Origin of the sequence: Ferrimicrobium sp. (assembly GCA_022690815.1) — a bacterium.
Classification (GTDB): Bacteria; Actinomycetota; Acidimicrobiia; order Acidimicrobiales; family Acidimicrobiaceae; genus Ferrimicrobium.
Genome location: JALCZJ010000023.1, coordinates 17906 through 43190 on the forward strand (window position 1 = coordinate 17906; position 25285 = coordinate 43190).

Genomic DNA, 25285 nt, shown 5'->3' on the forward strand with positions numbered 1-25285 from the left:
GTTAGACACGGAGATGAATGTCAAGAAAACTCTCGTCATTTGCTCCCACTTAGCGCAAGCACTCACCTACAGTGACTTCATGAAAATCATCGTTGTCGGTGCCGGGATTCTCGGAACATGGATTGCAATCCACCTACTAGAACAGGGATACTCCGTTCTACACCTCGAGCGCGATAGCGAGCCTCGCGGTGCCAGTATTCGCAACTTGGGCCTCATCTGGATATCCGGGCGTGCGGCAGGATCAGAACTCGACACCGCCTTGTCGGCGAGGGATCGATGGCTCCGCCTCAAAGCTGTCTGGCCAGAGCTTCCCTTCAGGACCGATGGATCCATCACGTTGGCTCAGGTCGAGTCCGAGGTTAGTGTTCTTGAGGCTGCCACCGAGCTCAAAGACGCAGGTGAGCGAGGATTCGCCATGCTCGGACAGAACGAACTTCTCGACCGGTATGGGATCCAAGCCCCAACCTCAGGTGCATTGTTGTGCTCCATGGATGCCGTCACCGAACCACGTTCCATCTTGTCGATTCTGCATCAGAGACTGAGTCTGAGTCCCAACTATCACCTTCGTGCCAACGCGGAGGTAATTTATTGCCATGACGAGGAGCTTGAGCTCATCGATCATACTCGCGTCCCCTTCGACTACGCCTTCTTCGCAACCGGCGTGAGCGACCTGCGAAGCATCGGCTTCACCTCCTCCACCTCCCGGCTAACGTTGACCCAGCTCCAGATGTTGCAAACCGGCCCACACGCCAGACCACTCTCGCCAGCCATCGCAGACATCGACTCATTTCGCTACTACCCGGCCTTTGCCTCGCTGCGATCGCTGCTTGGCCCCCAAGATCCGATCGCAGCGAACCATGGAGCACAACTCCTCCTTTCCCAGCGAAGCGATAGTTCTCTGACCATCGGAGACACCCACGACGATTACGGCTCGCCATTTCTTAGTAGCACCATCGAGGATTACCTTGTACAACGTGCGCGGACACTCTTGGGTCATACACTCGCGCCCACCACCCACCGATGGCAGGGTGTCTATTCAAAGCTCATGCCGGGCGATGGCGCCATCTACTTTTCCGAGAAGCCACGGCCAAACGTCACATGGATAACCGGCCTCGCAGGGCGCGGTATGACCATATCCCCGCAGGCCGCCTTTGAGACTATCCAAAAGGCACTCCGATGAGTGTCACCAACCATTACTTGGACGACGTTGAGTTAGTCTGCTTCGACATGGCCGGCACTACCGTCCTGGACTCCGGGCGAGTACTCGATGCATTTGATCGGGCGATCATCGAAATCACACATCGTCAGCCGACACATGACGAGCGCAACTTCGTTGTCCACACGATGGGCCAGTCCAAGATCGAAGTTTTCACCGCGCTGCTCCACGATGAGTCAATGGCATTGCAAGCGACGGAGGCGTTTGAACGTCACTACGAAGAGGCGGTGCAGACTTCTGGGGTCGACGAGATGCAGGGGGCCGCAAATCTTTTTGCCCAGCTGCGTAAAGCAGACATTCGCGTCTTCCTCACGACCGGTTTTTCCGCTACTACACAGGAGCTATTGATCGATACTCTCGGTTGGCGATCATTGATCGACGGAGCTCTTTGCCCCACTGAATCGCTACGAGGGCGTCCGCATCCCGACATGGTCCTCGCAGCAGCACTGGCTGCACGAGTCACAAGCATGGCAAAAGTCGCTTCTGTTGGAGATACGACCATGGATGCGCTCTCCGGCAAAAACGCAGGCGCAGGCAGCGTCATTGGCGTGCTGACCGGCGGGTTCACAGAGCAAGCACTGCTACGAGCCGGCGCAACCACGGTCGTTGCCAGCATCGCTGATCTCACCCTCACTCAGGAGTAGCGACCACCGGTACCCTCAGGCGCCATGGTGTCCTCAGGCACCCCCGGATACCATCTGGAACCTCACGCTCATCACAACCCGCAACATAGCACAAACTAACGAGCTTGACCTGCCAACTGCGGGCAACATCGCAACCTATCACTCCAGGTTCAGATCTTGAGTTGTCTCCTGGGCCAACCAGGCCTCATTTCGTCGAGACCTCATTCGCCCAGAAGGCTAACCCAACTCTAGAATGACATTCAGTGAAGTGGCCAGAAACCACTCGACCCACGATCATCGACTCCGTCGCAGTACGTTCTATGTGTTAGTAACGAAATGCATACCCGTGGTTAGTGCGGCCTCGCCAGGCCAGCGAATGGTGACTGCCTTCGCACGGGTGTAGAACCGGATCCCTTCCTCGCCATGTACATGAGTATCACCGAACAACGAGTGCTTCGATCCACCGAACGAGTGATAAGCAACCGGCACTGGTATGGGGACATTCACGCCGACCATCCCGGAATCGATGTGGCGGATGAATGTTCTTGCCGCACCACCATCGCTAGTGAAGATCGCCGCACCATTGGCGTAGGGATTGTCGTTGACCAACGCAATGGCAGCTTCAAGGGTTTGTGCCCGTAACACGAGCAGCACCGGGCCGAAGATCTCTTCCCGATAGGCATCCATGTCGACTCGAACGCCGTCGATAAGTGTGGGCCCAAAGTAGAACCCATTCTCCTTGACCAGCGGATGTTCTCGTCCGTCGACTACAAGCGTTGCGCCCTTTGCCTCCGCCTCGCTAACGAGTGAAGCCACCCGGTCCCGATGTGCACCGGTGATGAGGGGACCCATCTCTGACTTGGGATCCAAATAGGAACCAACCGTCAGGTTGCTCATGCGCTCCCGGATCGCCGCCAAGTAGTCCTCACCTTGATCGCCAACCAGGACCATCACCGATATCGCCATGCAGCGTTCGCCAGCACTGCCGTAGGCTGCCGACACAGCTGCTTCTGCAACGGTGTCAACATCGGCATCCGGTAGGACGACCATGTGATTCTTGGCCCCACCGAGAGCCTGTACCCGCTTACCAGCCTTGGCAGCTCGTTCGTAGATGGAGCGCGCAATCGGCGTCGAACCGACAAACGATATCGCCTTGACATCCGGGTGCTCTAGCAGTCGACCAACGGCACGCTGATCGCCATTGACGACATTGAAGAGACCTTGAGGGCCTCCCGCCTCGACAAATAGCTCAGCAAGTCGCAGAGCAGTCGAGGGATCCTTCTCAGAAGGTTTAAGCACGAAACCATTCCCGACAGCCAGGGCAACCGGAAACATCCACATGGGAACCATTGCTGGGAAGTTAAACGGGGTAATACCCGCTACCACGCCCAGTGGGAAGCGCACCGACATCGCATCGACACCACGCGAGACCGAATCGTTGTACTGACCTTTGAGCAGCTGCGGCAGGCCGGTAACGAACTCGACCACCTCGACGCCGCGGCTGAATTCACCGCTAGCGTCACCAAGAACCTTGCCGTGCTCCTCACTGATAAGTGCGACAATCTCCTCGCGATGGGCCAGGAGCAGGCTTCGATAATCGAACATGACTCGCTGACGCCGAGCCAACGACTCCTCGCCCCAGGCGACTTGTGCCTCCTTTGCGGCGGCGACGGCGCGATCGACGATCGCATCATCGGCAAAGAGCACCTCTCTGACCGTGCGACCAATCGCCGGGTTAAAGACTGGTCCCCGATCCTCACCTTCGAAAATCTCTTTGCCGTCGATAAAATGGCCAATCAACTCGCGAGTCATCAGTGACGACCCCCCAGAACTTGTGCGAAGATAGCGATGGCATCAGCCATCTCCTCTTGAGTGACCGATAACGGAGGGGCGATGCGTAATACATTCCCGAAAAGCCCGCCTTTGCCGATCAACAGTCCCGCACTCTTGGCCCGCTCCAGCGCCTCGTTAGCGAGCTTTGGAGCTGGCTCGTTGTGCGCCCCTTCAACGAACTCTACCCCAAGCATGAGGCCCTTTCCTCGGACTTCTCCGATAGACGGGTTAGCTTTGGCAACCTCCTCCAGTCCTTGACGAAGCTCCTTGCCGCGCCGTAGGGCATTCTCTTGGAGATTGTGGTTGACCAAGTAATCGAACGTAGCTACACCTGCACTCGCAGCGACTGGCGATCCGCCGAAGGTCGAGATGGAGCTCGCACCGAGCGAGTCCATGATCTCACCGCGTGCAATGACGCCAGCGAGGGCCATGCCATTACCGACACCCTTGGCGAAGGTAATCATATCTGGTGCTACACCCTGGGCTTCATAGCCCCAGAAGTGCTCACCGGTGCGTCCAAACCCTGTCTGGACCTCATCGGAGATGTAAAGAATGCCCTCACGAGCAAGGATCTTCTGCAGCTCACCGAAGTAGCCATCAGGAGGTAGGCAAAACCCACCAACTCCTTGGATAGGCTCGGCAATCAAAGCGGCAACATCCCCACTAGTTGTCGTCATGAGGACATCCTCAAGATCCGCCTTGCCGCGCGCCAGATACTCGGCATCCGAGAGACCCGCCAGCGGACCGCGCAACCGTGAGCCGCCTTGGAGCCAACTCACCGAAAGCCCGGAGTACGACGTCGGAGACCAGTTCCGATTACCGGTTACAGAGATCTGCGTGAAGGAGCGACCGTGGTAGCTGTTCTTGATGGCGATGATTTGATTAGACCGTCGGTAAGTAGAGGCGAGCAACAGCGCAGCATCGTTGGCCTCAGTGCCGGAGGTCGTGAAGAACACCTTCGCATCTGGGATTCCTGAACGTGTGGCCAATCGTTCCGCGAGCTCTACCATCGGTTCGATGAGGTAGAGAGTCGAGCTGTGAATGACACGCCCTGCCTGATCAGAGATTGCCTCGACGACCTCGGGTACCGCATGTCCGACCATTGTGGTCAAAATACCACCAAAAAAATCAAGGTATCGTCGACCGTCGGCATCGAACACATAGCGACCCTCGCCACGCACGATCTGAATCGGCTCGTCATAGTAGAGCGAAACCCATGCAGGTAACACCGCTCGGTGGCGCTGGAGCAGGTCTTTGGTCATCGTTATCTCCTTTACTCGCGACTGACTCCCCCATATTAGCCAATTATGTATGACCCAATGAGGTTTTAATGTACCAAACATACAAAATCTCCGATTACACTTCCATTCGATGATGGAACGAACCAGCCTTCGTAGCACCGAAGAGATCTGTCAACTCATCGCGACGGCACGGAACCACAACGGCATGCGAGGACTAACCGAAGCCTTTACCCTCCTCACCAAGGATGGACGTCTCAGCCCGGGTGATCGTCTTCCCTCGATCCGTCAACTTGCTGACTATCTCGGTGTCTCGCCGACAACTGTGGCATCGGCCTGGTCTCATCTCGCCCAACTCGGACTCCTAAGTTCCCATGGGCGCAGCGGTAGTTTTGTCTCTGAGACCGCACGTTCGGCTCCAGCTACCCCACGTTGGCACTTCTACGAGGATCAACTCAGCTATCTCTTGGACTTCGCCTCAGGAGTCCCCGATCCACGTTTGCTTCCTAATCCAATGCGCTCCATTAACGATCTCGGTGGATCGGCCATCTCGTCCTATCTTGATCCACCTGTCTATCAGCCACTGGCCGAGACACTTCGTTCGCTCGTACCGAAACGCTTCACCGAGGACGATTTTGCGATTACCGTCGTAGACGGAGCGCTCGACGCCATCGACCGACTGCTGGCCACCATAGCGCCCTATCATCGCGCCATCGTGCTCGAGGAGCCGAACTTCCCCGCCCTCTATGATCTGGTCGAGAGTCACGGGTTTGAGATACGGACGGTCCCGATCGATGAAGAGGGCATAACAATTGAACATCTCGGGGTACAGCTTGCTAAAGGCGGTGTTGGTGCCATCCTCATCCAACCCCGCTCCCAGAATCCGACTGGCTACTCTCTCTCTCCACAGCGCGCTGACCAACTCGCTCACCTGCTCGCCCAATATCCCGAACTCCTCGTCATCGAAGACGACCACTCGGGACTACTCAGTCCTGCCCCACTCCAGACGATGGCTGAGACCCTCGGCACCCGCATCGCCTATATCTTGAGCTTTTCCAAGTCTCACGGTCCTGATCTCCGTCTTGCCGCGATCATTGGGGCAAGCGACCTTGTCACCGAGCTCAATCGCCGACGCACTCTGGGCCCCTCATGGTCATCCAAACTCCTCCAGGCCACCCTTGACCACATGCTCAACGACCACGCGACCAACGACATGATCGCCGAGGCTCGACAAATCTACGCTGAGCGTCGTTTAGCCGTCGCCAAACTCTTCGCGATCGCCCCGGTGGGATCGGGAATTAACGTTTGGATTGATCGACCCGATGCACTGAATGCGCTCCTGCAACTCACGCACCACCATATCCGGGTTGCACCAGGCATGACCTTCTATGCGTCAGCTGATACCCCACCGAACCAGTTCCGCTTTACGCTCAGCGAGCCGACGGTCGACTTTGCCAGCGGACTTGGCCACGTCATCCAAGCACTGGCAGAAATCCCACGTACGAGTTCCTACCGTTAACCAGCTCGTGTCGTCGTCCCTTGGGATGGAGCCAATCGTATGAGATAGTCTCGCGATCCAACATCAGCTGATCACACGCGACTGTTGGTCATCTGGTCTCAGGGAGGCCTTGAACGCACGTCGACCGGAAGCAGGGCCTTCGATGTCGTCATACGACAACGACCATCTGCTCGACACAAGGTTTACACGACTCAGACTCCGACCGCTTGGAACTTGCACCACCGAGCAGACAGAGACTACTGCAGCGAGGCGAACGATTACTGCCAGCCAGGCTTGTGTCCCTAACCCGAAGTTCCCCCCACCATGACAACCAATATCGGGCCCCACCAGGGGGTTTGTAAGTAGAGCCCTGTCTACAGGTAGCCGAGAGTCGGAGAGACTCCAAGAAGCTCAAAGGTACGTTGTTGTAAGGGGGTGGGTTTGGTGATCATGACAAACGAGTCAAGATCGGTGTCGCTGGGTTGGATCCGGTTGGCTGTGACGGTTGCCAGATCCTCCATCAGGGTAGCAAAGCTGTGTACTGGCATGTGATCGGTGCTCGCCTTGGTGCTCGCCTTTGCCATAGCACGCTCGATGGCTTGGATCCTTACTACGGCTTTGAGTTCATGCGTGTGTCGTGACCAACTCGGTCGACAACACGACCAACGATCAGTGGTGCGAACGTGGCGCCAACGATGTGGATCTCGGTTGGCTAGAGTCCAGGTTGGTGAGATAACGTTTTGATTAGGGAAGGGAATGTACTGGCTCTCCGTATCGATTAGGGCCGGGGGTTGATCGCTGGACGAAAAATACCAGGAGGATGATGCTCCCGACAAGGGGAACCAAGCCCACGAAGATCCAACCTCCGCTGTGGTTGGTGTCATGAAGCCGTCGAACGGTGATGGCCAGTGAAGGGATCACGAGAGCGAGTGCGTAGAGGTAGTAGATGATGAAGACGATGAGAAAATGGTGTGTGAACAACAGGAGAATCAAAAAGATGATTCCAACGATAGTGTTGGCTAGATACGCCTTCCAGAACTCGCTACGGGTCGATCGAATCCGGAAGTTGGTATAGAGTCGCCACAGACGCAGGTACGCGTCTACCACCGAGATCGCTGGTGGTTCGTAGCCGAGGTTCGCCTCCGGTGAAGCGTTGTATCTTGGTAGTCCAATCGAGCCATCGTAGGATGGCGGTTGCCCTTGTTCGTCGTCCGAAGTGTTCATTCCCCCCCTTTTGGCATTGGCCAGATTTATTGTAGTGCACTGGTGTCGTGATCAATTGCGATTTTGCTGAACTGGTGGTCGATGCGGGGATGTGGGCTCATCGGCATGGTGTCAAAGGCCCCTCGACCCCGAGGCTGTTGATGCGCCAGAACGGTATTCTGTGTCTATCGAGGCACTGTAGGTGCTTGTAGCGCGATCATTTGGGACAAAACTGCTGTTGGATTCGAAAGTAGCGAATGACGAGCCGTGAGAAAAGTAGGCATGGACCCTGGCGGGCCTTGCTCGATGATATTGCGAGTGTAGAGCGCTCGGGGATGGCGGTATCGGTCGGTCTTCGCTGCGCCCTTGGTATGCTCCCGCCCCTTATCATCGGTGTGACGACTGGCTTCATTGGCGACGGTGTCAGTGCTGCCGTCGGTGCGCTTGTTGTAGGCTTCGTTTCGTTCGAGGGGCGCTATCGAAGTACGTTGCGCAACATGGTCCTCGCAAGCATCGGGGTGACGGTATCGGCGTTTGTAGGTGCACTTGCAGCCGCACACCTGCTCGCGCTGCTAGCGGTTTTGGCGATCTGGGGGTTCCTTGGAGGGCTTGCCGGTGCCTTTGGCTCTGGCATGTCGATGGCGGCGATGCAGGCGGTCGAGGTCCTCGTTGTGTTTAGCGCCCTCGGAATGGGTATTGAGAGTTCCATCATCCAGGCGTTGTGGGTTCTTGGTGGAGCCGTTTTCCAAATCATTCTCTTGGTGTTGACCTGGCCCACTCGCAGACTCGATGGCGAGATGGCTTCGGTAGGGGAGGTCTATCGCCGGCTGGCGGCTTATGCACGTACGGCTTCTGCGACCGCTCCTGCAGCCGACCAGCTGGCTGCTGGGGCTGATTGGCTTGGGGACCCGAATCCACTTGGTGATCCTGAGGCCATCGTCACGTTGAAGGAGTTGTTTCAGCTCGCTCAAGACATTCGGCTCTCGCTCAGCGCGTTGGTCTTTGATGCCAGCAGGCCGACGATGGACGATGCCACTGAGCCAGAGCCGAGCCGATGGGCACGAGATTTTCTCCAACAGAGCGCCGTGATTCTCTCAGCGATCGGTGATCAGCTTTGCCTAGCGACGTCATTGCGAGCCAAAGCCAGAATCTGGAGCCGGCGACACCGGAGAAACTTGGCGAGCTCATTGGATCTTGTCGTTCCAGACACCGATGAGGCGAAGCCGATCCTTGGGTTGGTTGGACGCCAGCTCGATCGTGCACTGACGCTCGCTGGCGATATTTCGGCTTCTGGTTCCCGGGTCGTGTTGCCGGGGCTCAACAGGGGTGAAGGAAACCTGGACGAAACCCTACGTCGTCGCCTTCGGGGTTTTCGTACCATCCTCACCACCGATTCTGAACTGCTGTTTCACGCAGGTCGTCTGGTGCTGGTGCTGGTCGCGGGCACCTATCTAGCGCATGCTTTTGCATTGGGTAACGGTTACTGGGTGCCGATGACCGCGGCGGTCGTCCTGCAGGGTGATTTCAGCGGTACCGTCCAACGAGGACTGGCACGGCTGGCAGGCACCCTGATTGGCGCCGTAGCCGTAACCGAGCTAGCAGCGCTAGTGATCCCCAGCCATGAGCTTCTCATCGTGGTGATCGTGGTGTTCACCTGGGGTACCTATGCGACCTACCGAGCAAACTATTTCCTCTATAGCATCTTCTTAACCTCTGATGTGGTCGCGATGTTCGCGATGATCGGATCACCGGTTGCGGCGACCGCTGAGGAGCGGGCGCTGGCGACGGCGATTGGGGGGGTGATAGCCATCGCTGTGTTCGTGCTGTGGCCGACCTGGCGTCGGCGTCTGTTGCCGAGTGCGCTTGCCTCGATGGTGCGCGCACAAGGGATCTACGCTGCGGCCGTGCTGCGCAGCTTTGATGTGTCTCGGGCCGGCGCAAATGACGATGGAGCAACCGAGGAGATTAGGGTCACTTCGGTGAGCGCACGGTCATCGCGGCAACTCGCTGCGACGCTTCTGGAGGGGATGTCTACAGAGCCTGGGACACAGCAGGCAGCGATCTCCACGGCTGGCGCAATTTTGTCGCAAGTGAACTTCTGCGCCCTTTTGGCCCTGGCGCTCAACGCAGAACTCCTCCATGAACATCAATACTTCACCGGGATGCAAGAGCTTGGCGATGCGCTTGAGGCACTCGCTGGCTTTCAGGCGGATCGGCTAACGGCGATTGGTTCGTCGGCGGTTCCACAGCTCGATTCCGGGCCCCCAGTGATCCCGGCAGATCTTGTTCCTCTCGGTGAGCTGTATCGTCAGATCATCGGGCTCGTCAAGAGTTTCGAGGAGCTTGATGGCTTGATCGAACAGTACGAGGCGCTGTCACTGGCTCGTTGACAGGATGACAACCGAACCAGCTTTACCCATGGATTGGACATCAGTTACTGTTCGGTGGTGCTTGGTCTTCGCTCGCTACAGTATTAATTGTTGGTTATCCCGTTGAAAGCCTGCTGCTTGGTAGCCGGGTAGTGTCAGACGCCCGCTAGCTATGGTTTTTGGTCATAGCCTTGCGGGCGTGTTGCGCGAGACCCTCCGTTGTCGGGTGCCAACGTTCAACTTCGCCATTGAGTCCAGCGGCCCGCTAGCGCAACAATGCGCCAGGGCCCCGCGTACGTGAGCGGCCAATCGCCACGCTCAGATACCGACCTGGACCTCATTAGAGCGGGTTAGCGTCATGGGGCGCCGATAGACGTAACCAGTTGATCGTTGCGCCACTTGATCGATCTATGACGTTATCGGTGTGCCACTTGAGTAAGGCCGCATGACGTTATGATGAGCGAGGTCCCACAGTATTGACCAGTTCGTTACGATGGCGTTCCAAGACTGGTTTCTCGTCGATTATTCAGGTGGTGATAGTCAGGAGTTGGCGAGCGGGACCACTTCGAGGCCGGTGCCATTGCGAATCCAGAGGTTATGGGTACCAAGAGTCATGGAGGTGAAGAGCACGTTCTTAGGTGCGATGACACTACGAATGACCTGGCCGGTGTGCGTGTTCATCAGTACCGCCTCACGGTTGCCAAGCGACCATATTGAGGTGGACGTTGGGGCGACCCCCAGTCCCGAGGCGATGCTTGGAGGGGAAAGGATGTGAGCGACGTTGCCGCTAAGCGTGTTGATCGCCTCAATGTCGAGGTGGGTACCGTAGTTTGTGCCCCAAAGTAGTTCACCGGAGATGGCCTTGAGACTAAATTCGTGGGCTACTGGATACGAGTAGTTAGCGAATACTTTGCTGGTAGTTGTAGAAAAGCCGATGACGTGGGCGTGGGTGTGGGGCCCGCAGGGAGCAGTTTCTAGCCAGAGGTTTGTACCTTGTGTGAGCATGGTTGGGCCGGGGCACCCAGCTTTGATGGGTTGATAGGTAGCGACGACGGCACCCGTGCTGGGTTCGATCTTCTCCAGGATGGCGGTATCTTCTCGAGAGAACCCAGAGAGCCACAGGTACCTACCTTCGATGGCCGGTGCCTGAGGGCTGCCCAGGTGATCGGGATAGGTGGCAAGGATCTGTTGGGTGGCCAGGTTGACACGGAAAAGTCCAACGCTCGATGGGATCAGGGCTATGTGTCCTACGATGACCGGCTGTGCGAGCTGGTTGGTCGATCCTATCGTGGCTCGGCTCACGATAGGGATGGTGGCTGTAACCTTGAGGGGACTACCACTGATCTTGACGAGATCGATTTCCGTTGGGGTCGAGACCAAAGTCCAGGTAGCACCGTCTCCGATGACTGGTGCGCCATCGACGTTGGACAGAGGAATCGAGGAGTCTTCAAGCGCTCGAAATGAGACGAGCTCGAGCCGGCTGGTCGGTGGTTTGGTCGTCCGTCGCGTTGGTGTCTTCTGTGTGGTGCTGTGATGATGTTGGCGACGCCGAACTTGGGGCGTCGGTGTTGGTCGCAAGGCCAACACGAGACCACCTGCGATCAGGATGACGATAGCAACCACAGAGAGCTCCATGATTCGACGCTGTCGTTTGATCTGCCGTCCGCGGCGAAGCGTCTTGTGGTAGAGGCGGGCACGATCGTCTGGGCCTAGAACGTTGACTCGCTGGTTCTCTGTCATTGTGGCACCTCCATATCGGTGACGCCGAACTCGGTTCTTAGAATCTTCATTCCACGAGCCATGTGGGTTTTCACCGTCTCTGGCCCGATCTCCATGAGGTTGGCCACCTCCGATACCTCGAATCCGGCCAGATAGTGTAAGGCGATGGCCTCGCGCTGTCGCTGGGTGAGGCGATCCAGGGCGATGATGAGTTCCACGTGGTCGGTTGCCCGCTCTCCTGTGGTGTCGATGAGCATGGGTGATGTGAGTGCGATTGGGGCAAAGCCTTCATCGATACCGGTATGGGTGCGTCTGCGATGGCGTCTGCGAAGATGATCAATCCCGAGGTTGAGTGTGGTGCGAAAGATCCACGCCTCTTGGTGTTCGCGACCTTTCAATCGAGTCCACGAGGCATAGGCGCGAGCCATAGCCTCGGTCGCGATGTCTTCAGCATCGTCACGGTCTCGGACGATCGTGTAGGCGTAGTTGACCAGCCGGCCCAGATGGCGATCGAAGAAGATGTGAAACTCCTCGAGGTAAGCGCGCTTCATTTCGGTTGGTCCGTGTTCATTGGTCGTCGCCAGGTCTCAACGTGCGCAGGACGCCCGATGTGCCAATAGCTCGATGGCTGGATCCGAAAACTCACAACACTATACACGCCCGAGTCACCCTACTTGGGGGACTTGGGTTCGAGATTAGTTCGTGAGGCTCCAGCGAGAGGGCATGTAATTGGCATAGGGATTGAGTGGGTCCCAACCGGTAAGGTCCTTGCGCACGACGGCAACCTCGTAGTCGCCGACTGGCCACCAGAGCCCAGCCACCTGCTGACTTTGATAGTCCTCCACCCGGTAGAGTGGGGCAAGGCCCGGCTGGTCGTAGGCGTCGTTGAGGAGCCCTTGTTCGGTGGGGTTGTAGTATCCCCCTCCCCAGTAGTTGCCTTTGGCGAACTCCACTCCGGCAGTTGGGACGAGAACGTATTGACCGAAGTCCTCCTGGGCGCCATAGAGAGCGATCCCCCAGTTGCAGGGACCCTGATGTGGGCAGACGCCTGCGATCGAGTACATCGTGTCTTGTGATTGGGGATTAAGCACAATCGAGATTCCAGCCGCTCGTGCGGCACTCGCGAAAGCCTCGGCTTGAGCCTGGAGGGCAGAGCTCGGTGTCGCGTACATCAACGATATAGTCAGCGGTGTACCAGCCTTGATGCCGGCCCCACAGTGGCCAGCACCCGTGCCTGGACTGACGCACGTTGAGGTCCCCTTGGAAAGTCTCCACCCGTGGCTTGTCAAGAGGGCGCGCGCTTGGCTGACCGAATAGGGATACGGGTCGTGATGGAGCACTGGAGAGACGTAGTTCGACTTGGGATAGAGCGGAGCCGAGCCGTAGTCCAACATGCCGTCTCCGTGAAGGGTGGTCGAAAGATAGAGCTTCTCGTTGACTAGGTGCTGGAGCGCCTGGCGTAGGTAAAGCTGATCAACTAGATGTCGATAGGGCCCGGTGTAGCCCAGTTCAGCGATGTTGTCGTAGAAGACCTTCCAAGGTTTGACTACGTATCCGTGGTGCTCGAAGTAACTGGTGAGGCCAAGGTCAGCGGTGGGGAGATAACCAAAGTCGATGACTCCCGATCGCAGGGCGTCGAGTTCGGCAGTCGAGGAAGTGAACGAGTAGATCTGATATCCTGCAAGCTTTGGTTTGCCGGCCCCGGTGTAGCGCTGGTTCCTTTGGAAAACGGCGTGGTAGGTGGTCGGGTCGTAGCCTGTGAGCTCCCATGGCCCATCGACGACTTTCCAGAGGGGGTTGGTTGCGTAGGTGCTCAACTGGGCAGATTCCTTGTAGAGGAAATCAACTACTCGGGTGGCGCCGGTGAGGGTTCCAGCGGCATTGGTGACCTGACACGTAAGGCATGTCTTGTCCCATCGCTGGACTGGTAGAGGATAGATCCAGGTCAGCTGGTTGCCAGTGAACCATACTGGGTTGTAGGCGTGATTGAGGTGGAGGGTAAACTCATAGGGTCCCTCGTAGGTGACGCTGGTGATGTCGTCGGGCATGCGGCCAGGTAGATACGGGGCATAATCCCCGTTTTTGGCACCTGCAGCTTCGAGTTCGAAGAAAAACCGAATATCCTTGGTCGTCACCGGAACACCATCTGACCAGGTGTAATTGTGTTGCAGATCGATCGTGACCGTCGTGTCGTGGTTCGAGTAGACCGGCGGTTTGCCGATAGAGAGCCCATAGTTGATACCGGTGGTCCCGGCCCCTCCGACGTAGTAGAGAGGTCTGAACAGGCCGTTGGCAACGTTAGAGTTGTAGTTTTCGTAGTTTGCCTCGTTCTCAAGTGGCAAGATCCAGCTGAACTGATCCCCTGGCCCGAGTGCATACGAGGCGATGCCGCCAGTGTGTGAAGATGATGTGCCACGGTTGGTTGCCGATTGCGACGAACTTTGCGAGGCGCAACTCGCCAGCAGCAGAGCCGCTACACCGAGGCCGCTCGCCAGCGATGCGACACGTCGCCAAGGACGTTTGTGGTCAAGATGTTGGCGCTTGGAGCCGTGGGTGGTGGATGATTGACGTTGTGAAAACCCTGACGGTTCCATATTCGTAGTCATTGTTGACGTCCCTCCGCTAGTACTAACTAGATCAGGTTCAACAGGTCTTTCTCAGCTCGACGACGTCGAGCACCCTGCGTCACTGGAATTCATTGTAGCGAGATGCGCATGTGATAACGGCTCTGGGGGTCCAAAGATGGCATGGCAATGCGGGATGTTGACCATGTTCCGAGTTGCATGGCTTTGCGCTGGGAGCTGATCGTTGGGATCGATTGACCTGCAAGGGTCGCCAACGGAGAACGATCGCGATCTGGTGATTCTGGTTGAGACAGGGTTTTGGTTAGTGCGTCTGACCGATCCCGTGGGCCTGGTAGTAATGTTGGCGGATGATGCGAGGAATTGGTCCCTTGTCTGGCACGGCGAAGTCGTGTTCGCGAGCCCACTGACGGATCGCAGCTGGTGAGCTCGTTGGGGTGGGCGCTTCTTCGGCGAAGTTTGGTACGTCGGTCGCAAGGTAGTAGGCGGCTGACAGATAGCGGTAGGTCCACTCTTCGGCCAATTTTCTTGTCTCACAGAACACCACCGGCACCTCGGGCCAACGTATGGCATAGTCGGCGATGGCGTCAAGGATGAGTGAGGGGCGCATGTAGGTCGATGTGAAGATGGCAGACTATCGCGCCTCGATGACGATTGCTGCCCGAGGCAAGGCCGCGAGCTGACCTATGGCATAGCGAAGACGATTGTTGTTCAGGCTAGCGATCAGGTCTTCGAACGTCTTGCGCTCTACCGCAGCGACGAGTGCATTATCAACAAAGACCCCATAGTCGCCACAGGTAAGGGCTGCTCGTTCGGTGACGACGGATCGATTCGCGAAGCGATACGGATAGTGCTCCCGAGTGTCAATGGTAATTGGAACATTCGTAAGACTTCGAGCTCTGACTCTGGGGATCGATCCCTTCGGTCGTGCTTGGCGCTGCGTTCGTGAGGACTGCCAGAAGATCATGTCGCGCCCCCGCGCGGTGGTGAAGACCAGTTGTGAGCGCTTATCACGGCTTCGGTCAACCACGATGTCGATTGCAGCGCCCCTTCGTGTGCATGCGAGCAGTGGAAGCTCTTCGACGATGACCGCATCGCTTGGCCACTCAGTGATCGACATCGGGTGACAATAGAGTGCCTTGGTTCTCGGCCAGGTGCCGGAGGTCTTTACGACGATGCCTCCATCGATTGGAATCATCATCAGATAACCAAGCTTTGACGCTGGATCGGGGTTGCGGGCGATTGCTAAATGGAGCGGCTGGGTCATCGACAAGGCCTCGTCGAAATATGCCTCCATGACGTGCACCATAGCTTACTCGCAACGACGCGAGATCCAGATTGAGGTTGCATTGTGCGTTTGAGGTTCACCATACAGAGTCGAACCATCATCTGGGTGTTGGCGCCTTGCACTGGGAAGTCTGTGGAGCGCGCCAGTACCACTTCAGCCATCTTCGCTGAAGCCAGGGCCGCCCGCACCAGGACCCGGGGCCGTATCTGTGTACGTGCGCAGCCCGTGGACATTTGGATCGCGAGCGAGTATGTCCTTTGGCGGCGAGTATGAGAAGCGAAGGGCTCACATGCAGGTCGTTCGCAGCTCGCGCGACTCTGGTACGTTGTCAAGACGCCACAGCGCCTTGCCGCATCGCTAACTGTGCAGCAATACCACGCCATGACGGATGAAGCTGTGAGTTTAGGGTTGAGACTTCAGGCGTTGAACGTAGGCACCAGCGGCAGACCGCAGAAAGACGATTCCGATGCCACAGGCGAAGATGGCTGGAATGTAACGCCAGGATCCATGAACATAGACGCCAATCATTACGCCCCCGACGATCCAGAGAGCGGCGATGATGCCGAGTATGAGCGGGTTACCCTGGGGACCTGGCGGTCGTATGCCTCGTCGCCCCATTGGTTCAGTTGCCATGGGTTTACTTTATCAGAGGCTCAGCCTTTTTGCGAGGGCGCTGGCGGAATCGTTGTTTGCCTGATTCGCGAGAGCCTTCGGTGTGTTGGTTGTGCCACCGGCGCTTCCGATGGATGTTGCAGTCTGTCAAAACTGACGTCGTGAATCTTGGTGGGTCCGAATTGGGCTGGACGGGCTGATCCGGGCAGTGGCAGCCCCTGTGAATCCCATCGGTACTGCTGACCACGATGCTCCTCGGTATTGTGCACCAGCGCATCGTTTGGGGGCAAGGATCGCACTGGGGGTCATGGCGATGAGCCCGGGAGGTAGCCGCTCGTCTCGGATCAGCAGCGTTCATTGCTCCAGCGTTGTTGTCTGTCCGACAGGGTTCGATGGTGTACCTGGCAATACGACCGCCACCAAGGTAAGGATGTTGGCGACTGACTCCCCCCGATCTATCCATCGGCGCAAAGGCGTAGAGGGTATGGCGATTCGAGTTCCATGAGACAAGTGACCTTGGCGAGGCCTACGAGCTTACGAGTTGTACGATCGCTGACTATGGACGGACTTGCTTTGATGTACTACCGCTACGGTGTCGGCGAAGTGAACGAACGGCTGAAGAGTTCCGTCGCTGGTTGAGTGAACGTGGGCTGGGCAGATGCGTGAGTTGGCCGATGCCGGTGCAGCCAGTCGGGTTTCGTATTTGCCTGAGCTTGGTCCAGCGGCTCCCGGTGGTAGCGATTGTTGCTACAGTAGTGCCGTGCGTCATTGGTCTCAAAGCCGAGAGTCTATGGCAGCCCGCGAGGCCGTTGGCCAGTAGCCAAGTCTGGTCCAGTACTGGTCCATCGTCAATGGTGTCGATCGGTGTCGCCCGACGAGAGAGTAGTACCTCTACCGGTGTCGCCTATCGTCGTGCAGGCGAGGACGACGCCAGTGGATCCATGCTCGTTAGCGGTGAACGTTTCGACGCGCAAAGTGCACATTCTCCGATCGTTTGAGGCCGAGATGCTGCAAAGCTGATCGGCAACGCTAGCGCAGTGGACACCGGATAAAGCTGTGTTGGGTTTGGGCTGCGCGGTCAAGGTTGTTCTAGCACCATGACACAAGGGCAAAAATGGCACTGAGATCGTCCGTCACTGACGGATGAACTGCTGGTCGTCTCGTGCGCTCTCAGCCTACGGGGTGCGGACGATGGTGACAACAAATTCGGCCGAATCTGACCAGGGCTGAAGGTCCCAGGTGGCAAATCGGTGTTCGAGTAAGAGTCCGGCCTCGAGTAGGTCGTGATCGAAGCTGGTCAGTGAATAGCCTCGATCAAGGCCAAATCCCACCGCGATTGGACTCTTAGGCTTGAGGTGCTGGGCGACCCTTTGCAGAACTTGTGCGCCGGTTCCGGGTGCAAGGAAGGTCATGACGTTGCCCGCCAAGATGGCAGCGTCAAACAGTTCAGCTTCGCCATTGGTCTTGAGATCCATCGTCGCTAAATCAGCTTCGATCCAGACTGGGCCGGGGTGGTCCTCACGAGCAGCGGCGATCAAGACTGGATCGATGTCGACACCGACGACCCGGTGCCCCCGTGCAAACAACGCCGCCCCCACTCGGCCCGGTCCGCACCCAGCATCGAGAATTCGGGCGTTGCGTGGAACAAGGACATCCAGCAATCTTGCCTCACCCTCGATATCAACTCCTCGCGCGGCGAGCGTTCGAAAACGGCGAACGTACCATTGCGAGTGTCCAGGCTCGTGATCGGTCAGCCAGCGAGGAGGGATTTGTTCTTGATCCACGCAGTTAGGTTAGACGCCGCTGGTGGTGACATGGCTTGCATGGTGTTGAGCCTCAGGCCATGGGCGACCTTGCAGATGACCCCTGCCTAGACCATGATTAAATGCCTCGGTGTTGGCTGGTCACAGGGATGGCCTCGGCGCTGGTGCTTGAGGGTGCGCAAGTTGGTGGTTTCATGATGAGTGGCACATAGTCGGTCACCAACGCAGTGACACACGTTGCTCGCTGCACCGATAGTTGCCCCGACGTGCTTGGCAGGAGTGGTGCGGATGAGGCGCAACTCTCACGATATCTTCAGTGCAGTTGACGTTCAATTTGTGTCGCACGTCACAGCGGGTTATAATCGTCCCTATAGTGAGTCGGCTGAGGTGTTTGGGGGACACCCCGCCGGCTCACGTCAGTCGATGTTGCTCTTGGGTGGAGCCGTCCGTCGTGGCCACGGCCTCGGGAGTCGGTGCTGAGGAGGCTGTCCTTTGGCAATCCTTTCCCAGTAGGGCCGTGGTTAGCTATTGGCTTTCATCCTCGGCATGGTCTGTAGTTCCCGCTGTTGCATTCTCGGTGGCAAGATGTATTGGAGCGATTTGACCGTGGACGGCGCCAATGACGCAGTACTTGGTGCTAAACAGCCAATGTAGAAGCAGATCTCAGATCCATTGCTCGCGACGCTAGGTGGATCAGGCTTGATTGTGAGCTCAGCCGAGCCGTATTGAGCCCACGTGCTGTTGAACGGGGTCTGGGCATCCGCATAAATGTCGACAATTTGCCGCACGCTGCTATAGCCCTACCGTGTAGTAGGGTTCGTGTTTCGATCACCAACCCAAGGAAACCTGGTCGCGGGCTACCTGGATTGACCTCAAGTACCCTCTGAGACGTCCACAGCCAGAAACCAAGGCCTTTCGCCAATACCTCCGTGCTAACTGTGACTAACCGTGTCATCGTTTGATCGAGTCCAAACTCTGACAAGGGTTGGCGACGTTGTCTAAGCATCATGGGGGAGTGACCAATTTTACCTGCTGCCAGGATGGTTGGTATCTGATCGCCCAACTCCCGAGGATCGGTCTTTGCGATTTGTGCGAGATGGGTAAGGGCGCCATGGCCCAGGGGCGCACGGCCCGTTCACAATGACGCTGATTATAACTGGTGCACCGTCCTGGCCAAGTGGAGCCACCGGACGGTCAGGTCCGATGATGTGGCTCCGCCAGCTCTGGAGCCAAGAGCACACACGCCTAAGGGACGCGATGGTAAGCGGGTCGATAGGTTTCGTTCGAGAGACCTCGACGCCACCGTGGAATCGATCACAATGACGGTTATGGCCGTGAAGTTGTCTAGAGGTCGGCAACCTCGATTACGAGTTTGCCCCTCACGTGTCCCCCCATTGACATCGCAAAAGCAGCCCGTGTCCCTTCAAGAGGGAAGCGTGCTTGGATCTCGGGGTGGAGTTGATCGCGTTCCACCAGTTTGCTGAGTGCGTCGAGATCTCCAGAGGAGGGCTGCACGAAGACGTAGTGCCCACCTTGGGCGACGATTGCGGGATCGGCAATGGTGGCGATGCGATCAGCACCCCGGAGGAGTCGAATGCTCTCCTCGAGTGGGGCACCACCGTAGAGGTCCAAGACGGCTGTGAGACCAACCGATGACAGTGCTGTGAGTTGCTCAACCCCGTGATCGATGGGGTGTGCCCCCAAGGAGGCGAGATAGTCATGGTTGGGTTTGGAGCCGGTGGCGTAGACGGTGGCACCAATCGAGCGCGCGATCTGGATCGCGAAGCCCCCAACACCTCCTGCACCACCAATGACCAGTAACTTATCCCCCTCATGAAGACGGAGGCGATGGATGAGTGCTTGATAGGCCGTCAGTCCCGCAAGGGGCACCGCAGCGGCCTCTGCGTTGGTGAGCGATGCGGGCTGGTTAGCGAGCACCCGCTCGGGAACGGCAGCGAACTCGGCAAACGTACCATGATGGATAAAGTCCATGCGTGCGTACGCCCAGACCTTTTCGCCCACCTTGACACGCGTGACTGAGGGTCCAACCTCGTGCACCACGCCAGCAAGGTCCCACCCAGGGACGACCGGGAAGACTGATGGTATTCGAGAACTCAACCCACCAGACATCACCTTCCAGTCGACCGGATTGACGGATGCTGCACCGATGCGCACCAAGACACTATCGGGTCCGAGTTCAGGGGTGTCCAATTCTCCGTACTCGAGCATCTCGGGTGAACCGAACTGCTGGTAGTAGATTGCCTTCATCGGTGGTGACTCCTTTTTGTGCCTTGAGACTTGCTTTTCAATCCCCATCCTATTGTCTTGCCCATGACGTGCCTGGTTCTGTGGCCTTTGGTGTCGATGAGGGCGGCACTCGCCAGCACCTCTCGCATCGTCTGGGGCGCGATCGACGTAGGATTTAGCAATCGTCCACTAAGAATCGGGGGGACTAGGTCATGGGTCAGTGGCAGGCGCCGCTCTACCAGGCGCCGTCCCACCAGGCGCCGTTTCACCAGGTGGCGGTCGCGCGGCCACAGCGTCGCACGCATTCTCAGTCAGGGTGTTACACTAAGGCTCCCTTGGCTACGGTCACCTTTCGTTCCGGCGTTGGCCTTGGCCGAATTAAGTTTTGGTCATCTGAATGCTAGTCACGCTGCGCTCGATCGATGGACAATGAACGATGATGGGTATCAACCCGTATCCGAGGTTCGTCGCCTTGACCTAACGGAGTTCCTCCTCGAGTTTGGTTAGCACATCAGGGTCCTCCAGGCCAGTGACGTCACCGCTCGTGTGGCCGTCGACGACAAGTTCTTTTAAGAGGCGTCGAACGATTTTCCCAGACCGTGTGCGGGGCATGGTTGAGAGGAGGTAGACGCTCTGTGGCCTTGCGATCGCCCCAATCTCGTCGGTGATCTTCTGTTTGAGCAGATCTTCCGTAACGTTGTTGGCCGAGGCCGCTAACGAGACAAAGGCGACGGGAACCTGGCCCTTTGTTTCGTCATCGACACCGACCACCGCTGCCTCAGCCACTCCCGGAACGCTTAGGAGGGCACTCTCCATCTCCATGGTGGAGAGACGGTGCCCGGCAACGTTGATGACGCCATCGACGCGCCCAACTACCCAAATGTGACCGTCGCTATCTACTAAGGCGGCATCCGCGGTATCGTAGCGATTCGGGCCAAAGCGGGTGAAATACTGAGCCCGATATCGCTCAGGGTCGTTCCAGATGGTGCGGAACATCGTCGGAAATGGCTGTGTAATGACCAGGTAGCCAACGCGCCCGACACCAGCGGGTTCCCCGAACTCGTCGACGATAGCCCAAGCGTGTCCTGGAAGAGCAGGACCACAGGAGCCGGGTTTGGAACGCGTTACGCCGACCGCCGAGGAGGTCCAGGCACTCCCGGTCTCCGATTGGCCATAGGTGTTGTTGATCTCGACGGTGCCATCACCCACGTGGTCTCGAACCCACTGCCAAGTCTTCGCATCGAGTGGCTCGCCAACCAGCCCGATCAGCCGGAGGGTCGAGAGATCGTGGGCTTGCGCGAGGGCCTCACCGTTGCGCGCCAGCATTCGTAAGAAGGTTGGGGCAGTGAAGATTTTCGTGATCTTGAGCTTATTGATCAACTCATAGGCGCGGTCGGGGGTGGGGTAGTCAAGTGCTCCTTCGTAGACGACCATGGTGGCACCGTGGGCGAGCCCTCCAACCAATTCGAAGATTGGGAAGGTCAGCCAACCAGTGTCTGCCGTGCACCAGTAGACATCCTCTGGGCCGAGGTCGAGGGACCACAGCACATCGTGGTACGTCCCGATCAAGAATCCTGCCCCGGTGTGCACGAGTCCTTTGGGTTTGGCCGTCGTGCCGCTGGTGTAGATGATAAACGCCGGTTCGTTTGCCTCGAGGGCCACCGGGTCCGCTCGGTTGGGCGTAGCTTCGAGGAGTTCGTCGAAGTAGTGATCTCTCCCTTCGCGCATGGCGATGACGGCACCGGTTCTACGGACGACTACGACATGCTCGATAGTCGGTAGACGGTCGAGGACGGTATCGAGCGTCGCCTTTAGCGCTACCGGGCGGCCCCGGCGCAACGATTCATCGGCAGTGATGACAACCTTTGCTGACGTGTCGACGATCCTGTCGGCGAGGGCGTTAGCAGAAAAGCCAGAGAAGATGATGTTGTAGATCGCTCCGATGCGAAAGCAGGCATGCACTGCGGCGAAGGTCTCCAGCAGGTTGGGCAAGAAGATAGCTACCCGATCACCTTTGGTGACGCCGAGATCGAGCAGAGCTTGTGCGAATCGGGCGGTGTGGTCGAGGAGCTCTTCGTAGGTCCAGGAGCGCTCGGCACCATCCTCGCCGATCCAGTAAAGGGCGGGTTTTTCTGGGTGCGCTCGAGCGTGACGGTCGATGCAGTTGACGCTGACATTCATGGTGGCTCCATCGAAGAAGCGATAGCCACTTGCGAAGTCACCGCCGAGGGGCACTGGTGCTGGCCAACCATCGATCCACTCAAGGGAGCTGGCGACCTGTTGCCAATAGCCCCCCAAATCCTCCAGTGACCATCGATAGAGGTCAAAGTACTCCGACTCAGTACGAACCGGCAGCCGTTGCGATGGTGCCAGTGTGGGTGCTACGAGATGGCTGTCGCGGACCATCGGCGGCAGGTCTGGCAAATTTTCATCCGTCATGATGACTTCCCCCTTTGCGCGGCTCCACGCCGCTAAGAGTTAATTTATCCCGGATTATCACCGGATCCAACTCTGATGAGTGGTCTCAGTTCAAGAGGGGCCGACGCGGAGGGGGAGGTATCAGAGGCATCTCGATTGGAGGCTACGCGGAGCGCTCCTCATCATCCTCGGTTACGACATCGTTGCCACGGTTGATCCAGGCGATAGTCCCGCCAGCCACCGAGACAGACTCATAACCTGCACTTCGCAGTGCCTCGGCTGCTCGGAGGCTGCGGCCGCCGGAGGCGCAGATCACGTAGTGGCGAGTCGTTGGTATCAGGTCGAGGTTGTCGGCAAGTGTCGAGAGAGGAATATTGACCGCGCCTGGAACGTGACCAGCAACATATTCCCAGTCCTCACGAACGTCGATCAACTCAATGGCTTCATTGTGAATCGCTTCGAACTCATGGATTTGAATCTCTAGGTCCAACGGACTCCTCCTCTATCTGTGTACTTGATGTGTTATACCTATTGGGGTATGACCATTTTACCCGTGATACCGATAGGCCCTAGTGACTGTCTGGACCTCGTTTTCTCGGGATGATTGCCTTTGGATTGGTAAACTCCCTGTTCAGAGGCAATGCTGTTATTTGTTGTGTCATCACGTTGCCAAAGGGTTTCACGATAGAAGTCTTTCGATACCTGTTATGGCGACGCATCTATCGCGAAAATCATCTAGGCTGAACTTACCCCACCCAAACCCCCCTTTTGTACCCCCTACCAGGGATTATGGCTGAGTGTGGCATGGGAGTGTAGCCAGTAATATCCTTGACAGGCTGAGCTCTGTGTGTTGGTGGTGGCTCATGGGTAGGGATAACGCATCAATGCATGTCTCGCACATCGTAAGCAGACGAGGCGAGAAGGAGTACCACTCCTGGTTGGTTCGGCCTAGCTACCGCCAAGACGGCAAGGTCAAGCATGAGACCATCGCCAATGTCTCAAAGTTACCCATGGAGGCCATTGAGGCACTGAGTCTCGCACGTTCTCACAAGCCAGTCATTGAGGCTGGCGCTGACCTTGAGATCCTTGGGTCAAAGAGGCTTGTGAGCAGTACGGCTCTTGCATACCCTCGCTCGCAACGCGGGACTCGTTCGTGCCCTTGCTGTCGATTCACGCGATCGAGTTCATCCACGCTTGGCCCTAGCGATGATCATCGCCCAAAGTCTCAAGCGCTCCTCAAAGCTGGCGATGACGAGGTATCTGGCGACCACGACACTCCCTGGGGATCTTGACATCAATGTCTCTGGCGTCGATGACTACTGCGAGACCCTCGACTGGCTTGGGTGCCACCACAAGGCGATTGAGTCCCGTCTCATCCGTGCCCACACCGAGGCGGGAGCTATGCTCCTCTATGATCTATCCTCTAGCTAAGTGGAGGGTACCAAGTGCCCCCCTTGCCAAGTACGGTTACTCACGGGATACGAAGCGTGGCAAACTCCAGGTCGAGTACGGTGCCATCGCAACCCCTGAGGGACTCCCATTGGCGGTCAGGGGCTTTCCTAGTAACATGAGCGATCTCGTCTCCTTTCGTAGCGTCACCGAGGAGCTAACGTCCACCTATCACCTCAGAAAGATCGTCATCGTTGGCGATCGGGGCATGTTCTTAACCAAGAACATCGAACACCTGGCCGAGGTCGACCCGAGCTATCTCTATGTCTTGGCACTGCGCTCAAGTGAGATTCGCCAACTCGTTGGGTGTGGCTACATCCAGCTGGGTCTCTTTGATGAGAACGATCTCTTTGAGATCACTCACCCTGACGATCCTGGCGAGCGCCTGATCGCCTATTACAACGAGGCCCTTGGACACAAACGTCACAAGGAGCGCGACACACTCTTAGCTGTCGCCACCAAACGCCTCGACAAGGTTAAGACCTCGGTTGCGGCGGGGAGGTTACGAGATCCCTTTGCTATTGGGAGACGGGTTGAAAAGGCACTGGCCTCGACCAAGATGGCCAAACATATCATCACCGAGATCGCCGAGGGGACCTTTGACTCTCACCTCAACGATGAGACCATCGCCGCCGAGAGCGCACTCGATGGGATCTATGTGATTCGAACGACGCTCAAGGAGACTCAGGCATCCGCTGTGGAGGTGGGGAGCTACTACAAGAACCTCGCCAACCTAGAGAGGGCCTTTCGCTCCATGAAGAGTATCGATATCAATGTCAGGCCCATTTGCCACTACCTCGAGGATCGAGTTCGCGCTTACGTCTTTGCGTGCATGCTAAGTGCCCACCTTCTCCATCTCGCAAAGGAGCGCTTGAGCGAGTTGACCTTCCGTGATGAGGAGCCACCACAACCAAGCTCACCCGTTGCCAAGAAGGTGGTCTCTACCTCTGCCAAGGCCAAGGCTACAACCAAGGTCAACAAAGACGGTCAAGAGGTGGGGAGCTTTTGTACCCTTTTGAGCGAACTCGACACCCTCGAAGAGCTGACGTGCCGGGTGAAGGGTTTCAATGTGACCTTCACCAAAACGACAACCCCTACCCCCTTGCAGCGACGAGCCTTTGACCTGATTGGGGCCAAGTTGAGCGTGTGACAGTAAAACTGACCCCAGGATAGACCAAAACCCCAGCTAGCGGTAGGGGTGAGTTGGGATGGTGGGGGTGAGTTCAG

General features: G+C 57.3%; 20 protein-coding genes and 1 riboswitch. Of the genes, 6 read left to right on the plus strand and 14 right to left on the minus strand.

Going from position 1 to position 25285, the window contains the following annotated elements:
- Positions 1 to 13 precede the first annotated feature (13 nt).
- Positions 14 to 1180: an FAD-dependent oxidoreductase gene (locus MP439_07955; protein MCI2975995.1), complete on the plus strand. Its 1167-nt coding sequence runs from the start codon at positions 14 to 16 to the stop codon at positions 1178 to 1180.
- Positions 1177 to 1860: an HAD hydrolase-like protein gene (locus MP439_07960; GenBank protein MCI2975996.1), complete on the plus strand. Its 684-nt coding sequence runs from the start codon at positions 1177 to 1179 to the stop codon at positions 1858 to 1860. Before MP439_07955 ends, MP439_07960 begins: the two co-directional genes overlap by 4 nt.
- Before the next feature lie 297 nt (positions 1861 to 2157).
- On the opposite strand, the gene MP439_07965 is transcribed toward MP439_07960, so the two are convergent.
- On the minus strand, positions 2158 to 3651 hold the full coding sequence (locus tag MP439_07965; GenBank protein ID MCI2975997.1) for a CoA-acylating methylmalonate-semialdehyde dehydrogenase: 1494 nt from the start codon (positions 3649 to 3651) through the stop codon (positions 2158 to 2160).
- Positions 3651 to 4934, minus strand: coding sequence for an aspartate aminotransferase family protein (locus MP439_07970; protein MCI2975998.1), 1284 nt, complete (start codon positions 4932 to 4934; stop codon positions 3651 to 3653). The genes MP439_07965 and MP439_07970 overlap by 1 nt, the downstream gene beginning before the upstream one ends.
- Positions 4935 to 5046: 112 nt before the next feature.
- On the opposite strand from MP439_07970, the gene MP439_07975 reads away from it, so the two are divergent.
- Positions 5047 to 6429 carry an aminotransferase class I/II-fold pyridoxal phosphate-dependent enzyme gene (locus tag MP439_07975; protein MCI2975999.1) on the plus strand — a complete coding sequence of 461 codons (1383 nt, stop codon included), beginning with the start codon at positions 5047 to 5049 and terminating at the stop codon, positions 6427 to 6429.
- 353 nt (positions 6430 to 6782) lie between these two features.
- Here the strand turns inward: MP439_07975 and MP439_07980 are convergent, their stop codons facing one another.
- Together MP439_07980 and MP439_07985 are read right to left on the minus strand one after the other, a co-directional pair.
- Positions 6783 to 6992: a hypothetical protein gene (locus MP439_07980; GenBank protein MCI2976000.1), complete on the minus strand. Its 210-nt coding sequence runs from the start codon at positions 6990 to 6992 to the stop codon at positions 6783 to 6785.
- Between the two features lie 160 nt (positions 6993 to 7152).
- The gene (locus MP439_07985) at positions 7153 to 7632 is read right to left on the minus strand and encodes a DUF805 domain-containing protein (protein ID MCI2976001.1); all 480 of its coding nucleotides are present in this window, start codon (positions 7630 to 7632) and stop codon (positions 7153 to 7155) included.
- A 236-nt stretch (positions 7633 to 7868) separates the two neighbouring features.
- Here MP439_07985 and MP439_07990 point away from each other — a divergent pair, with 236 nt between their 5' ends.
- Positions 7869 to 10001 carry an FUSC family protein gene (locus MP439_07990; protein ID MCI2976002.1) on the plus strand — a complete coding sequence of 711 codons (2133 nt, stop codon included), beginning with the start codon at positions 7869 to 7871 and terminating at the stop codon, positions 9999 to 10001.
- Between the two features lie 519 nt (positions 10002 to 10520).
- Here the strand turns inward: MP439_07990 and MP439_07995 are convergent.
- The 10 genes from MP439_07995 to MP439_08040 all read right to left on the minus strand — a co-directional run bounded on the left by MP439_07995 (position 10521) and on the right by MP439_08040 (position 23099).
- The gene (locus MP439_07995) at positions 10521 to 11720 is read right to left on the minus strand and encodes a hypothetical protein (GenBank protein MCI2976003.1); all 1200 of its coding nucleotides are present in this window, start codon (positions 11718 to 11720) and stop codon (positions 10521 to 10523) included.
- Positions 11717 to 12250 carry an RNA polymerase sigma factor gene (locus tag MP439_08000; GenBank protein ID MCI2976004.1) on the minus strand — a complete coding sequence of 178 codons (534 nt, stop codon included), beginning with the start codon at positions 12248 to 12250 and terminating at the stop codon, positions 11717 to 11719. Before MP439_08000 ends, MP439_07995 begins: the two co-directional genes overlap by 4 nt.
- 144 nt (positions 12251 to 12394) lie before the next feature.
- Positions 12395 to 14305: an ABC transporter substrate-binding protein gene (locus MP439_08005; protein ID MCI2976005.1), complete on the minus strand. Its 1911-nt coding sequence runs from the start codon at positions 14303 to 14305 to the stop codon at positions 12395 to 12397.
- Positions 14297 to 14392, minus strand: a riboswitch (TPP riboswitch). (Overlaps the previous gene by 9 nt.)
- Before the next feature lie 193 nt (positions 14393 to 14585).
- Entirely contained in the window at positions 14586 to 14891 is a 306-nt protein-coding gene (locus MP439_08010) for an Lsr2 family protein (protein ID MCI2976006.1), read from the minus strand.
- 24 nt (positions 14892 to 14915) lie between these two features.
- The gene (locus tag MP439_08015) at positions 14916 to 15578 is read right to left on the minus strand and encodes a hypothetical protein (protein ID MCI2976007.1); all 663 of its coding nucleotides are present in this window, start codon (positions 15576 to 15578) and stop codon (positions 14916 to 14918) included.
- A gap of 393 nt (positions 15579 to 15971) precedes the next feature.
- Complete coding sequence (locus tag MP439_08020) at positions 15972 to 16202, minus strand: hypothetical protein (protein MCI2976008.1); 231 nt, start codon at positions 16200 to 16202, stop codon at positions 15972 to 15974.
- A 1154-nt stretch (positions 16203 to 17356) separates the two neighbouring features.
- Positions 17357 to 17965 (minus strand): class I SAM-dependent methyltransferase, encoded by a 609-nt coding sequence (locus MP439_08025; GenBank protein MCI2976009.1) that lies wholly within the window; start codon positions 17963 to 17965, stop codon positions 17357 to 17359.
- A 1323-nt stretch (positions 17966 to 19288) separates the two neighbouring features.
- Positions 19289 to 20212, minus strand: a complete 924-nt coding sequence (locus MP439_08030; GenBank protein ID MCI2976010.1) for an NADP-dependent oxidoreductase — start codon at positions 20210 to 20212, stop codon at positions 19289 to 19291.
- Positions 20213 to 20668: 456 nt separating this feature from the next.
- Positions 20669 to 22630 (minus strand): acetate--CoA ligase, encoded by a 1962-nt coding sequence (locus MP439_08035; GenBank protein MCI2976011.1) that lies wholly within the window; start codon positions 22628 to 22630, stop codon positions 20669 to 20671.
- Between the two features lie 142 nt (positions 22631 to 22772).
- On the minus strand, positions 22773 to 23099 hold the full coding sequence (locus tag MP439_08040; protein MCI2976012.1) for a rhodanese-like domain-containing protein: 327 nt from the start codon (positions 23097 to 23099) through the stop codon (positions 22773 to 22775).
- Between the two features lie 629 nt (positions 23100 to 23728).
- On the opposite strand from MP439_08040, the gene MP439_08045 reads away from it, so the two are divergent.
- Both MP439_08045 and MP439_08050 read left to right on the plus strand, forming a co-directional pair.
- Entirely contained in the window at positions 23729 to 24040 is a 312-nt protein-coding gene (locus MP439_08045; GenBank protein MCI2976013.1) for a hypothetical protein, read from the plus strand.
- Positions 24021 to 25208 carry a transposase gene (locus MP439_08050; GenBank protein ID MCI2976014.1) on the plus strand — a complete coding sequence of 396 codons (1188 nt, stop codon included), beginning with the start codon at positions 24021 to 24023 and terminating at the stop codon, positions 25206 to 25208. The genes MP439_08045 and MP439_08050 overlap by 20 nt, the downstream gene beginning before the upstream one ends.
- Positions 25209 to 25285: the final 77 nt, after the last annotated feature.